Annotated in this window: 12 protein-coding genes; 9 read left to right on the top strand and 3 right to left on the bottom strand. The window is 66.8% G+C overall.

Annotated elements, in window-relative coordinates:
* Nucleotide 1: 1 nt before the first annotated feature.
* The 4 genes from prsK to J3A66_RS09105 are packed head-to-tail and all read left to right on the top strand — an operon-like array spanning nucleotide 2 to nucleotide 6294.
* Entirely contained in the window at nucleotides 2–2062 is a 2061-nt protein-coding gene (gene prsK / locus J3A66_RS09120; RefSeq protein ID WP_209568390.1) for an XrtA/PEP-CTERM system histidine kinase PrsK, read from the top strand.
* On the top strand, nucleotides 2059–3438 hold the full coding sequence (prsR, locus tag J3A66_RS09115) for a PEP-CTERM-box response regulator transcription factor (protein WP_209568388.1): 1380 nt from the start codon (nucleotides 2059–2061) through the stop codon (nucleotides 3436–3438). Before prsK ends, prsR begins: the two co-directional genes overlap by 4 nt.
* Nucleotides 3431–5446: a tetratricopeptide repeat protein gene (locus tag J3A66_RS09110; RefSeq protein ID WP_209568386.1), complete on the top strand. Its 2016-nt coding sequence runs from the start codon at nucleotides 3431–3433 to the stop codon at nucleotides 5444–5446. The genes prsR and J3A66_RS09110 overlap by 8 nt, the downstream gene beginning before the upstream one ends.
* Nucleotides 5447–5484: 38 nt before the next feature.
* Nucleotides 5485–6294 (top strand): ATP-binding protein, encoded by an 810-nt coding sequence (locus J3A66_RS09105; protein ID WP_209568383.1) that lies wholly within the window; start codon nucleotides 5485–5487, stop codon nucleotides 6292–6294.
* Between the two features lie 42 nt (nucleotides 6295–6336).
* Here the strand turns inward: J3A66_RS09105 and J3A66_RS09100 are convergent, their stop codons facing one another.
* Nucleotides 6337–6591, bottom strand: coding sequence for a hypothetical protein (locus tag J3A66_RS09100; RefSeq protein ID WP_031393487.1), 255 nt, complete (start codon nucleotides 6589–6591; stop codon nucleotides 6337–6339).
* Between the two features lie 87 nt (nucleotides 6592–6678).
* Nucleotides 6679–8454, bottom strand: coding sequence for an ABC-F family ATP-binding cassette domain-containing protein (locus J3A66_RS09095; protein WP_209568381.1), 1776 nt, complete (start codon nucleotides 8452–8454; stop codon nucleotides 6679–6681).
* 110 nt (nucleotides 8455–8564) lie between these two features.
* On the opposite strand from J3A66_RS09095, the gene J3A66_RS09090 reads away from it, so the two are divergent.
* Genes J3A66_RS09090 through J3A66_RS09080 form a run of 3 tightly spaced genes read left to right on the top strand, consistent with a single transcriptional unit; the run spans nucleotide 8565 to nucleotide 10974 of the window.
* Complete coding sequence (locus J3A66_RS09090; RefSeq protein WP_031393489.1) at nucleotides 8565–8876, top strand: hypothetical protein; 312 nt, start codon at nucleotides 8565–8567, stop codon at nucleotides 8874–8876.
* Nucleotides 8877–8910: 34 nt separating this feature from the next.
* Nucleotides 8911–9576 (top strand): response regulator transcription factor, encoded by a 666-nt coding sequence (locus tag J3A66_RS09085; RefSeq protein ID WP_031393490.1) that lies wholly within the window; start codon nucleotides 8911–8913, stop codon nucleotides 9574–9576.
* 9 nt (nucleotides 9577–9585) lie between these two features.
* Nucleotides 9586–10974: an ATP-binding protein gene (locus J3A66_RS09080; RefSeq protein WP_245336749.1), complete on the top strand. Its 1389-nt coding sequence runs from the start codon at nucleotides 9586–9588 to the stop codon at nucleotides 10972–10974.
* Here J3A66_RS09080 and J3A66_RS09075 read toward each other — a convergent pair whose 3' ends face one another.
* Nucleotides 10975–11973, bottom strand: a complete 999-nt coding sequence (locus J3A66_RS09075; protein ID WP_209568379.1) for an LLM class flavin-dependent oxidoreductase — start codon at nucleotides 11971–11973, stop codon at nucleotides 10975–10977. It abuts the gene before it with no gap.
* A gap of 124 nt (nucleotides 11974–12097) precedes the next feature.
* Between J3A66_RS09075 and J3A66_RS09070 the strand changes: the two genes are divergently transcribed.
* Together J3A66_RS09070 and dapD are read left to right on the top strand one after the other, a co-directional pair.
* Entirely contained in the window at nucleotides 12098–12763 is a 666-nt protein-coding gene (locus tag J3A66_RS09070; RefSeq protein ID WP_209568378.1) for a pyrimidine 5'-nucleotidase, read from the top strand.
* Nucleotides 12760–13581, top strand: a complete 822-nt coding sequence (dapD, locus tag J3A66_RS09065) for a 2,3,4,5-tetrahydropyridine-2,6-dicarboxylate N-succinyltransferase (protein WP_037529708.1) — start codon at nucleotides 12760–12762, stop codon at nucleotides 13579–13581. Before J3A66_RS09070 ends, dapD begins: the two co-directional genes overlap by 4 nt.
* Nucleotides 13582–13592: the final 11 nt, after the last annotated feature.

Below are 13592 nucleotides of genomic sequence, written 5' to 3'. Positions count from 1 at the left end.
CATGATCGCGCTGCTGATCCTGTGGACGCACGCGCTGGCCGCGCTGCTGTTCGGCGCGCTCGTGTTCAGGCAGGCGCAGCGGCCGGCCGGCGGCTGGTCGAATGCGGCCTTTATCGGCCCGCTCGTCCTGACGACGCTCTGGGCGCTGGCCGTGTCGGGCATAGACTTTCGCGATGTCAGCACCCGGATCGCCGAGAGTGCGCGTACCATCGCCTGGCTCGGATTCATGTTCGCGCTGGTACGCCGGGAACGCACCGGCAATCGTGCGCTGGGTGCTGTCTATGGCACCGTCGTGGCGATCGCGGTGATCAGCGCGCTGCTCGCGGTCGTCGAACTGGTGCCGATGGATGCCGATGCGCAGGCACAGACCGAGTCGGCGCGGCTGGTGTTCGGGATGATGGTGGCGATCAGCGCGCTGGTGCTGGTCCATCATCTGCATCAGGCAGCACGGGAGTCGCCCGACGCGGCGTGGAATGGCGGGCGGCTGGTCGTGGTCGCGGTCACGATCATGTGGAGCGTCGATCTGCTGCTGGCTGTCAGCGCCTATGTCGCGCCGCGCTGGACGCCCGTGATCGTTGCCGCACGCGGTGTCGCGATGATCGGCATGGCGCTGCTCCTGCTCGTTGCGGTTACCCGTCGCGGCGACTGGACGTTCGCGGTGTCGCGGCGCGTCGCCACCCGGTCGCTCGGCGCGATCGCGGTGATCAGCTATGTCGGGATCACCGCCGTCGCGACCAGCGTCGCCGACGCCTATGGCGGCGATCATGCGCGGCTGATCCAGACCGCGATCATCTGCGGTGCGACCGCTGCGCTGTTCGGGCTGCTGGCCACGTCGTGGCTGCGCGCATGGGCGAAGGTAAAGATCGCCAAGCACCTCTTTCGCCATCGCTATGACTATCGCGCGGAGTGGCAGCGTTTCACCGAGACGCTGGGCGCACCGGGCGACGGCGCCGCGCCGCTCGACGGACGGATCGTGAAGGCGGTGGCGGACCTGACCGACAGCCCGGGCGGTCTCTTGCTGGTCCCCGACGGCCTCGGCATGAGCAGCGCCGCCGCCTGGAACTGGGAGATGGCGACGGCGCCGGCACCGATGTCGGATCGGGCGCTGGCCGAGCGTCTTCGTCTCAGCCCGCGGATCATCGAACTCGACCCCGTACGACACCGCACGGCCCCGGCGGAGGAAATTGCGAGCGTGCCGCACTGGCTCGGCGCGTGTCCCGCCGCCTGGGCGATCGTCCCTCTGGTGCATGGCGGTGCACTGGTTGGCGCGATCATCCTCGCCCGTCCACCGGTCGATCGCGCGCTGGACTGGGAGGATTTCGACCTGTTGCGGGTCGCGGGCCGGCAGGCGGCGAGCTACCTCGCCGAGGACCGCGCGCATGCCGCGCTCGCGGACGCGCAGCGGTTCGACGAATTCAACCGCCGCTTCGCGTTCATCCTGCACGATATCAAGAACCTCGTCAGCCAGTTGACGCTGGTTGCGCGCAACGCCGAGCGTCACGCCGACAATCCGGCGTTCCGCGTCGACATGGTTGCCACACTCCAAGACTCCGCCGATCGCATGAACGCGCTGCTCGCCCGGCTTTCACAAACGCACGCGGCCCCCAGCGAGCCGTTCCAGCCGGTCGATGTCGCAGCGCTGGTCAACCGCGTCGTCGGCGCACGTCGCGCACAGCATCCGATCGCGGCACAGGCAACCGGACAGGTGCTCGCCCGGGCGCAGCTGGCACGGCTCGAACAGGTGCTGGGCCATCTGATCCAGAACGGGATCGAAGCGAGCGACCGCGACGCTCCGATCGTCGTCGCGGTTGCGGCGAACGGTGCGACCATCGCGATCGACGTGATCGACCAGGGGTGCGGGATGAGCCCGGGCTTCGTCCGCCATCAGCTGTTCCGGCCGTTCGCCTCGTCCAAGCCGCTGGGGTTCGGGATCGGCGCGTTCGAGGCACTGCAACTGGTCGAGGCGATGGGCGGATCGCTCGATGTCTTCAGCCGGGAAGGTGAGGGGACGCGGTTCCGCATATCGTTGCCGGCGGCCGATGCGATGGAGGCGGCGGCATGAGCGCATCGGCATCCCCTGTGGAGGCGCGCCCGGTGCTTCTGATCGTCGAGGACGATCTCGGGCTGCAGCGACAGCTGCGCTGGGCGTATGAGGGCTATGAGATCGTCGTCGCCAGCGACCGCGCCACCGCGATCGAAGCGGTTCGTGCGCACGAACCCGCCGTCGTCACGCTCGATCTCGGCCTGCCACCCGATCCCGACGGCGTCACCGAAGGCTTTGCGACGCTGCGCGAAATCCTCGCGCTGAAACCCGATACCAAGGTGATCATCGCGTCCGGGCACGGCGCCCGCGAAAGCGCGCTGACCGCGATCGCGGAGGGGGCGTGGGATTTCTATGCCAAACCGATCGATATCGACGTGCTCGGGATGATCGTCGCACGTGCGTTCCACGTCCATGGCCTCGAGGCGGAGAACCGGCGGCTTGCGGCGCGGGTAGCAGCGAGCGGGACGGGATTTGGCGGCGTGATCGCTGCCTCGCCCGAAATGGCGCTGGTGACGCGGACGCTCGAACGGGTCGCGCCCGCCAATGTGGCGGTGATGCTGCTGGGCGCGAGCGGCACGGGCAAGGAAGTGCTCGCGCGCGGCATCCATGATGCGTCGCCGCGCGCGCGGGGCCGGTTCGTCGCGATCAACTGCGCGGCGATTCCCGAGACGTTGCTCGAAAGTGAACTGTTCGGCCATGAAAAGGGGGCGTTCACCGGCGCGATCAAGACCACCGAGGGCAAGATCGAGCAGGCCGCAGGCGGCACGCTGTTCCTCGACGAGATCGGCGACGTGCCCTTGACGCTGCAGGTCAAGCTGTTGCGGTTCCTGCAGGAACGGGTGATCGAGCGGGTCGGCGGCCGCAAGGCGATCCCGGTCGACACGCGGATCGTCTGCGCGACGCATCAGGATGTCGACGCGATGGTCGCGACGGGCCGGTTCCGCGAGGATCTCTATTATCGGCTGGCGGAAATTGTTGTCCGGATCCCCTCATTAGCGGAGCGCAGCGGCGACGCGGCGCTGCTCGCGCGGCATTTTCTGGCGAAGTACGCCAGGACGATGAATGCCGGCGTGACCGGCCTCGCCCCCGATGCGCGCGCGGCGATCGATGGCTGGAGCTGGCCGGGCAATGTCCGCGAGCTCGAAAACCGGATCAAGCGCGCGGTGATCATGGCCGACGGCAAGCTGATTACCGCTGCCGATCTCGACCTTGGCGGTACCGTCGACACGGCCGACGGGCTGAACCTGCGGGCGGCGCGGGAGGTGGCGGATCGCAAGGCGATCCGTCGCGCGCTGAGCCGTGCCGGGGGCAATATCTCGAGCGCGTCCCGGCTGCTCGGGATCAGCCGGCCGACGCTGTACGATCTGCTGAAAAGCTATGATCTCCATGCGTGACCCGCAATATCCGCTGTTGCGCCGCAGACGCGCACCCCGGCGACGGCGTGTGTTCACGCGGAGCCATGCCCGTCTGCTGGCGATCGCGCTGCTCGTGGTGGCGGTCGCGGGGACGGCGACGCTGCTGACGCTGCGGCGCGATCCCCCCGATGCGCGACGCTTGCTCCGCGACGCGCGGATCACGTTGCAGTCGGGCAATTACAGCGCGGCCCGGTCCAATGCACAGGCGGCGATCGCGGCGGCACCGTCGAACGGGCCTGCGCATGTCGTCCTTGCGCGCGCGCTGCTCGAACTAGGCGACGGACTCGCGGCCGAGGCCGAACTGACCCGCGCGCGCGATGCCGGCATTGCGATCGCCACGCTCTACCCGTTCCAGGCGCAGGCGCGGCTGCTCCAGAATGACCCGGTCGGTGCGATCGAGGCGGCTTACCGCGCCGCACCGCGCCAGGCCGCCTATGCCCGCCGCATCCGCGCCGCCGCCTTGGCGTTGCTGGGCAATGGCGCCGCAGCCCGCGCCGATCTTGGTCGGCTGGTAGCAGAGCAGCCGCGCGACGGGCGCAACTGGACCGCGCTCGGTCGCGTGGCGCTGGCTATCGGCGATGTCGGTACCGCCGCGGATGCTGCGACGCGTGCGGTCGCGCTGTTGCCGGATGAGCCCGCGGCGCTGACGTTGCAGGGCGAGATTGTCCGCCGGCGGTACGGCCTGGTCGCAGCACTCCCCTGGTTCGAGCGCGCGCTTGCACGCGATGCTTATTATCATCCGGCGCTGATCGAATATGCCGCCACGCTCGGCGATGCCGGGCGATATCGCGCCATGCTGGCGGCGACGCGACGCGCGCAGCGGGCGCGACCCGGCAGCCCGCAGGCGCTATATCTCCAGGCGGTGCTCGCGGCGCGCGCGGGCCGGACCGAACTCGCGCGCGGGCTGCTCCAGAAGACCGGTGGGGCGATCGATAGCCTGCCCGGTGCGATCCTGCTTAGCGGTGCGCTCGACTATGCCGAGGGGCGGTTCGAACAGGCCGGTGCGATGTGGCGCGGTCTCGCGCGGCAACAGCCGCTAAACGTCAGCGTGCGCCGGCTGCTGGGGGCCGCATTGCTGCGGTCGGGTGATCCGCGCGGCGCGCAGGGGGTGCTGAGGCCGATCGTCACCCGTGCGGACGCCGACAGCTACGCGCTCGTGCTTTTCGCGCGTGCGGCAGCCGCTACCGCAACGACGGATCGGGAGCGCGATGCTGTGGCGCAGGATCTCGATCGCGCCAACCGCGGTGCCACCGGGATGGCGACGGCCTTCGCGATCGACGATCAGGTCGGCACGCTCGACGCCGCGATCCTGCAGTCCCCGGGCGATCCGGGCGCGCTGCTGGCGGCGATCCGTGGCCGGATCCAGGCGCGCGCGCCGGGTGATGCGCTTGCCCGGGCGCGCAGCCTTGCGCGGGCAAGCCCCGGCGCGCCCGCCGCCCAGTCGACGCTGGGCGACACCTTCGCGGTGGCGGGACGTTACGCGGACGCTGCACCGCTCTATGCGCATGCCGCGGATCTCAGCTTCGACGAACCGACGATGCTGCGCCTGGTCGACGCGCTGAGCCGGGTCTCGCGCCAACGCCAGGCATCGACCGCGCTGGCCCTGTATCTTTCGCAAAATCCGCAAAGCCTGACCGGCCAGCGAATCCTTGGCCATTGGCACGTGATGGCAGGCAACTGGACCGCGGCGATCAAGACGCTCGACGCGGTGCGTCGGCGGATCGGCAATCGTGACGCGGGGTTACTGATCGATCTCGCGCGTGCTTATGCCGGGGCGGCGCCGCGTGACGGCGCAGATGCAGCGGCGCTTCGCTATGCGCGCGCCGCCCATGCGCTTGCGCCGATGAATGCAGCGGCGACCGACGCCTATGGCATCGCGCTGGCGGGCGTCGGCAAGCTGGACGGTGCGCGGCAGGTGCTGACCAAGGCGGTAGCGCTGGCCCCCGGGGATCGCGCCATCGCCAGCCATCTCGCTCAGCTCCGTTAGACCTTGTCGCACGGCGGCGGTGCCGTCATGACCGCGCGATGACCGACCCGCTCGACAGGATCGCCGCCGCCCTCGAACGCCTCTCGCCGCCGCCGCCGCCAGTAGCGGACTGTCTGGCGTTTCCCGCCTACGTCTGGCGCAACCGGGCGCTCGTCCCGATCCGTGGGTTCGCCCCGCTGCCGCTCGATCTGCTGATCGGCATTGATCGGCAGAAGCACCTGCTGCTGGACATGGTCCGGCGGGTCGCCCACGGCCACGCGGCGCATGACGTGCTGCTATGGGGCGCGCGCGGTACCGGTAAATCGGCGCTGGTGAAAAGCGTCGTCGCCGCGGTCCAGGCCGAACAGGGCGATGTCGCGCTGATCGAGATCGCCGACATGACCGCGCTGCCGGACCTGTTTGCGATGCTGGCACCCGTGGGCCGCGCGTTCATCGTCTTCGTCGACGATCTCGGCATCGATACTCCGTCCGAGGCGCGTGTGCTGAGATCCGTGCTCGAAGGCGGTGCAGAGCCACGTCCCGCCAATGTGCGTCTGGCCGTGACGGCGAACCGCCGGCATCTGGCGCCACGCGATATCGCCGAACAGGAAAGTGCCATCAATCCACGCGATTCGATCGACGACCAACTGGCGCTGGCGGATCGGTTCGGACTCAGTCTGGGGTTTCATGCCGTCGATCAGGACGGTTATCTGGCAATCGTCGCGGGCTATGCCGTGCTGCACGATCTGCCATTTCAACCCGACGAGGCCCTGACATGGGCAACGCAGCGGGGAAGTCGTTCCGGGCGTGTTGCCTGGCAGTATATCGTTGATCTAGCGGGGCGGTCCCGGCGCGCGATCAGCAAATAACGTAAAAAGGGCCGGCGCCGAAGCGCCGACCCCCAGAACAGCTTAGTTGCTGTCCGAATCGTTGTCATTGTCGTCCTTGACGATGGCGACAACGCCAATCGCAACGACGCCAGCTGCGATCAGACCGGCGATCACGCCAGCGCCTGCAGCCTTGTTCTTGCCGGTCGTTGCCGAACCGACGCGTGCCTTCGAAACCGACAGGCTCGACGCAGGGTTGGCAGGCGCAGCAACGGCTGCAACCGACGTGGACATCATAGCGATAGCGAGCGCGCTACCGGTCAGGTTCTTCAGCTTCATAAGACTCTCCAAAACGTACAATGGCGGGATGCTGCAACGCGGTAACATGTGTCAAGTTCCAAATGGTTCGGAACGGTTTAGCTGCCGCTATTCGCCAACCTGCTCAGCCAGTTCCAGCCAGCGCAGCTCCGCAGCCTCCTTTTCGGCGCGCGCCGCCTCGATCGCGGCGGTCAGCCTGGCGAAGGTTGCATTGTCGCGCATGTACAGGTTCGGCGCGGCAAGCTTTGCGGCATCGCTCGCGATCTGGGCGTCGAGCGCCTCGATCCGCTTGGGGAGCAATTCATAATCGCGCTGATCCTTGTAGGTCAGTTTCGCGCGGGGCGCGGGGGCCGGCGGCGCGGTCGCGGCGACCTTCTTCGAGGCCCGCTTGCCGCTGGTCTGGGTCGCACGGCGCTTTTCCCAATCCTCATATCCGCCGGCGACGACATCGACGGTCCCGGACCCGTCGAGCCCGAGCGTGATCGTCACGGTCCGGTCGAGAAAGTCGCGATCATGGCTGACGATCAGGACGGTGCCGTCATAATCGCCGATCACCTCTTGCAACAGGTCGAGCGTTTCGAGGTCGAGATCGTTGGTTGGCTCGTCGAGCACGAGCAGGTTCGACGGCTTGGCGAATTCGCGCGCGAGCAGCAGTCGCGACCGCTCGCCACCCGACAGCGATCCTATCTTAGCGTCGACCATGTTCGGGTCGAACAGGAACTCCTTCAGATAGCCGTGGATATGCTTGCGGACGCCGAGCACATCGATCCAGTCGCCGCCATCGGCAACGACTTCGCGGACCGTCTTCTCGGGCGCCATCAGGCTGCGCTGCTGATCGATGACGACCGCATCGAGCGTCTTGGCGAGCTTGATCGTCCCGTCATCGGGTTCGATCTCGCCGGTCAGCAGCTTCAGCAGCGTCGATTTGCCCGCGCCGTTGCGGCCCACAATGCCGATCCGGTCGCCGCGCGTGACGCGCAACGTCAGGTCGCCGATGATCGTCCGGTCGCCATACGCCTTGGTGACGTGCTTCGCGTCGATCACGACCTTCGACTTGGTGTCGTCGCTGCTGGTGACGAGGTTGGCCGAACCCTGCGGCCCGATCATCGAAGCGCGTTCCGCGCGCATCTCGTGCAGCTTGGTCAGACGGCCCTGGTTACGCTTGCGCCGCCCGGTGACACCGCGGAGCAGCCAATGCTCTTCCAGCTTGAGTCGTGCGTCGAGCTTCTCGGCCTGGCGCTGCTCCTCGGCATAGACCTGTTCGGTCCACGCCTCGAATCCGCCGAAACCGATCTCCGCACGCCGGATCGCGCCGCGGTCGAGCCACAGGGTCTGCTTGGTGAGACGCGTCAGGAAGGTACGGTCATGGCTGATAACGACGAACGCGCCGCGGAAGCGCTTGAGCCAGTCCTCGATCCATTCGATCGCGCCGATGTCGAGATGGTTGGTCGGCTCGTCGAGCAGCAGCACGTCGGGGTCCTGCGCCAGCGCACGGACGATCGCCGCGCGGCGGCGCTCGCCACCCGACGCGGATGCGGCTTCACGCGACAGATCGATGCCGAGCTGGTCGGCGATCGAGTCGGCTTCGTAGCTGACCGGCGCATCGTCGCCGCCCATCACGTAATCGCGCAGGGTCGCAAAGCCGCGCAGGTCGGGCTCCTGCTCGAGGATGACGACCCGGGTGCCCGGGACGATCGTCCGGCGGCCCTCATCGCCCTCGATGCTGCCGCCGAGCAGCTTGAGCAGGGTCGTCTTGCCTGCGCCGTTGCGGCCGATCAGCGCGAGGCGATCGCGCGGACCGATATGGATGTCGAGGTTGCGAAAAAGCCATCCAGAACCCTGGACAAGGCCGAGGCCTTCGAATGCGAGAATAGGTGCTGCCATGTCCGGGTCACCTAGGGTCGCCGGGTGATGCAGGCAAGTTACACTATGCTGTCGTCCTGCTGTCGCCCTCATTCACAGGCTGTTCAATGCGCCGGGCCTATGCCACCTCCATGAAGATGCTGCTGTTCCTGACCGCTTTTGCTGCTTTCCCGGTGCTGACGGGCGTCGCCGTCGCGCAGGCGCCCGATCAGCGGCATGGCGACCAGCGATCCGCCTTCGAAGCCCGCAAGACGGGGCGGTCCCTGTCGTTGCGCGAAATCGAGGCGCGGGTGATCCCGACGATGCGCGGCTCGCAGTATATTGGCTTCGACTATGATTCGGGCAGCGCCATTTACACGCTCAAGTTCCTGCGCGATGGAACCGTGATCTGGGTCGATGTCGACGGCCGGACTGGCCAGATCGTCGGCCGCACCGACCGGTAACCCGGTAGCGGGCAATTCAAGCGAGAGGATTATCATGCGCGTTCTGATCGTCGAGGACGAGCCGAATCTTGGGGCTCAGCTCAAGAATACCCTCGAGGGCGCCGGCTATGCGATCGACCTCGCAGTCGATGGCGAGGAGGGGCATTTCCTGGGTTCGACCGAGAATTACGATGCCGTCGTGCTCGACCTTGGCCTGCCCGAGATCGACGGCCTCACCGTGCTCGACCGCTGGCGCAAGGAGGGCAAGGTCATGCCCGTCCTCGTGCTGACCGCGCGCGACAGCTGGTCCGACAAGGTCGCCGGGCTCGATGCGGGCGCCGATGACTATGTGGCAAAGCCGTTCCAGAGCGAGGAACTCATCGCGCGCCTGCGGGCCTTGATCCGGCGTGCGAGCGGTAACGCCTCCTCCGAGCTGACTGCCGGCGACATCCGCCTCGATACGCGCAGCGGCAAGGTGACGCGTGCGGGTGAGCCGGTGAAGCTGACCGCGCAGGAATATAAGCTGCTGAGCTATCTGTTGCATCACAAGGGCAAGGTCGTCAGCCGCACCGAGCTGATCGAGCATATCTACGATCAGGATTTCGATCGCGATTCAAACACGATCGAGGTGTTCGTGACGCGTATTCGCAAGAAGCTGGGTCAGGACGTGATCACCACGATCCGCGGGCTGGGCTACAGCCTCGAAGATCCGGATGCCTGATCCCAATCTATGACCGCGTCGACACTATCAGATGGGCCAATTCGTGTGCCCGCGGCGGTTAAGGGGTCGCTGTCACGGCGCATGATCCTGATCGCAGCGGTGTGGATTGGCCTCTTGTTGAGCGGCGGCGGGTATGCGCTCGACCGGGTCCTGGCCCAGGCGGTGACGCGCAACTTCGATGACCAGCTTGAATACGTCCTACGTTCGTTGCTCAATTCTTCGGAAATCGGGCCCGACGGCGAGGTGCTATTCTCGCGCGAGGCGGTCGCCGACCAGCGGTTCCTCGAACCAGGGTCGGGCCTCTATTATCAAGTTGCGGGAAGGGGCGCCGCCGACCTGGACTACACCTCGCGATCGCTATGGGATCGTCGGCTGGCGTTCGGATCGGCGCATGACGATCGCAATGTTCACTTTTACGACAGCATGCAGTTTCCGGATGAAAAGCTGCGGATCGTCGAGCGTGACGCGGTTATTCCGGGATCAAAGGTTCGCTGGCGGTTTCAGGTTGCGCAAAGTCGCTACGGTCTTGACGCGCAGATCACCACCCTGCGCCGTACGCTGGTTCGCAGCTTCGCGCTGCTCGCGCTCGGGCTCATCGTACTGGCTGCGCTCCAGACCTTCTACGGGCTCTGGCCGCTGCGTCGCGTACGCGAAGAGATCGGCCGGATGCGCGCGGGCCAGTCAAACCGGGTTTCCAGTGCGATGCCGATCGAGGTCGCGCCGATGGTCGAGGAACTGAACGCGCTGATCGAGCATAACGAACGCCAGGCCGAGGAAGCGCGGCGGCATGCGGGCAATCTCGCGCATGCGCTGAAGACCCCGCTGACCGTGATCATGAACGCCGCGACCGCGCAATCGGACGATCTGGCCGATACCGTCATTCGTGAAGCGCGAACGATGCGGCGACAGGTCGATCATCACCTCGCGCGTGCGCGTGCGGTCGGCCGGCGCGGTTCGGCGCATAGTCGCGCCGATGTCTGGCCGAGCCTCGAATCGGTCGAACGTGCGGTCGCCCGGCTGTATCGGCATGTCCGCATCGACATCACCGGCGACAAGACGCTCAAGGTCCATGTCGAACGCCAGGATCTCGACGAGATGCTCGGCAATCTGATCGAGAACGCCGCCAAATATGGCGGTGGCAGCGTCTTCGTGACGGTCGGCGCGCAGGCCGGGTTCGTCGAGTTCCTGGTCGAAGACGACGGCGTCGGCATTCCGGAGGAACAGCGCGTCCGCATCTTCGACCGCGGCGTGCGGCTCGATACGGGCAAGCCGGGAACGGGTCTGGGGCTCGCGATCGTCCGCGACGTTGCCGAGATCTACGAGGGCACGGTCGGGCTCGAGGAGAGCGAGGACCTCGGCGGACTCATGGTCCGCCTGAGGCTCCCCGCCGCGAGCTGATCAGGCCGCGATCTTCAACTCCTGCATCACGTCGGCGGTGATCGACAGGCTCCGCTTGCGCGCTTCGTGATCGTAGATCGCACTCGTCACCATCACCTCGTCGACGCCGGTACGCTCGACGAACGCAGCGATCCCGCGCGCGACCTTGGCCGGGCTGCCCACGGCCGAGCATTGCAGGACATGGTCGAGAATCTGGTTGCCCTGCGCGCCAAGCGATTCGCGATAGCCCGCGGCCGGCGGCGGCAACTGACGCGGATTACCGGTACGGAGCGCGACGAACGACTGCTGCTGCGAACTGGCGAGCAGTTCGGCCTCGGCATCTGTATCGGCCGCGAAGATGTTGAAGCCCGCCATGACGTGGGGCTTTGCCAGCCGTGCCGAGGGGCGGAAATCCCGACGATAGATGGCGAGGGCCGCATCGAGCGCATCGGGCGCAAAATGCGACGCAAAGGCATATGGCAGGCCGAGTGCGGCGGCGAGCTGCGCACCGAAGGTGCTAGAGCCGAGAATCCACATCTCGACATCCGCGCCCGCGCCCGGCGTCGCGACGATCCCGGTCTGGCCGTCATTGGCGAAATAGCTCTGCAGCTCCATCACGTCCTGCGGGAAGGCGTTGGCGTCGGTTTCGAGCGTGCGGCGCATCGCGCGGGCCACCCGCTGGTCCGAACCGGGCGCGCGGCCGAGGCCAAGGTCGATCCGGCCGGGGAACAGCGCGTCGAGCGTCCCGAACTGCTCGGCGATCACCAGCGGGGCGTGGTTGGGGAGCATGATCCCGCCCGATCCGACGCGGATTGTGTGCGTCGCGGCGGCGATATGCGCGATCACGACCGCAGTGGCGGCGGAGGCTATACCGGTCATGCCGTGATGTTCGGCGACCCAGTAACGCTGGAATCCGACGCTCTCGGCATGGCGTGCGAGATCGGCCGCATTGGCGAGCGACTGTGAAACGGTGCCGCCTTGGACGACGGGGACGAGATCGAGCAGGGAATAGCGTGTCATGCATTGGATATAGGTACCGAGCGGTAGCTTATCCAGTGTCCGACGAATTTGCTGCGTAGAGGTCTGCTCGATCCCACCGCGCCGGCTTGTCCCTGCGCGCCACGATGCCTAGAGGTTCGCTCCGATGCTTGCTCGACTTGACCATGTCCGCAACTGGATCTTCGATCTGGACAACACGCTCTATCCGGCGAGCGCCGATCTGTTTTCGCAGGTCGACGCGCGGATGACCGGCTTTATCCAGGACCTGCTCGGGCTCGAGCATGACGAGGCGCGGCGCGTGCAGAAGGGCTATTTCCACAATCACGGCACGACGCTGTCGGGGTTGATGACCGAGCATCACGTCGATCCGCACGCGTTCCTCGCCCATGTCCATGACATCGAGATGGACGTGCTGGAGCATGACGCGCCGCTGGTCGCGGCGATCGCCAAGCTGCCCGGGCGCAAGCTGATCTTCACCAACGGCGACACGCCCTATGCGCTGAAGATCCTCGACCGTCTCGGGCTTGGCGCGAGTTTCGAGGCGATCCACGACATCCATGCGATGGACCTGATGCCCAAGCCGCATGCATCGGCCTATGCAGGCTTTTGTACCGCGTTCGACATCGACCCCGCGCAATCGCTGTTCGTCGACGACATGGTCCGCAATCTGCTGCCGGCCAAGGCGATCGGCATGACGACGGTGTGGGTCGACAACGGGTCCGAACAGTCGCCGGGCGCGGAACGCGACCATATCGATTTCACCACCCCGGTGCTCGCGCCGTGGCTGGAAACCATCCTGGAGACATCATGAGCAACCTGCAGACGATCATCGACGCCGCCTGGGACGACCGGGCAAATCTCGGTCTGGAGACGAAGGGCGAGATCCGCGATGCGGTCGACAGCGCGCTGGCGATGCTCGATGCAGGCACCGCGCGGGTTGCGGAGCCCGCCGGTGACGGGTGGCAGGTCAATCAGTGGCTGAAAAAGGCCGTGCTGCTGTCGTTCCGCCTCAACGACAATGTCGTGATCGACGGCGGATCGGGCGGCGCACCCGCGTTCGACAAGGTGCCGTCAAAGTTCGCGGGCTGGGGCGAGGCCGAGTTCCGCGCGGCCGGCATCCGCGTCGTTCCCGGCGCGGTCGCGCGCCGCGGCAGCTTCATCGCCAAGGGCGCGATCCTGATGCCGAGCTTCGTCAATATCGGCGCCTATGTCGGTGAGGGCACGATGGTCGACGCCTGGGCGACCGTCGGATCCTGCGCGCAGATCGGCAAGAACGTCCATCTGTCGGGCGGTGCCGGCATCGGCGGCGTGCTCGAGCCGCTTCAGGCCGACCCCGTGATCATCGGCGACGGCGCATTCATCGGCGCGCGTGCCGAGGTCGCCGAGGGCGTCCGCGTCGGTGAGGGCGCGGTGCTGTCGATGGGCGTGTATCTGGGCGCGTCGACCAAGATCATCGACCGCGCGACCGGCGAAGTCTTCAAGGGCGAAGTGCCGCCCTATGCGGTCGTCGTGCCGGGTTCGATCGGCGGCGGGGACGGCAAGCCCGCGCTTTACTGCGCCGTGATCGTCAAGCGCGTCGACGCGCAGACGCGGTCGAAGACGAGCATCAACGACCTGTTGCGCGACTAATCCGGCCGCGG

The sequence above is a fragment of the Sphingomonas sp. PvP018 genome (assembly GCF_017876865.1).
Taxonomy (GTDB): domain Bacteria; phylum Pseudomonadota; class Alphaproteobacteria; order Sphingomonadales; family Sphingomonadaceae; genus Sphingomonas; species Sphingomonas aerolata.
The sequence above is the reverse complement of the archived record's forward strand: the minus strand, read 5'-3'. Positions and strand labels throughout refer to the sequence as shown.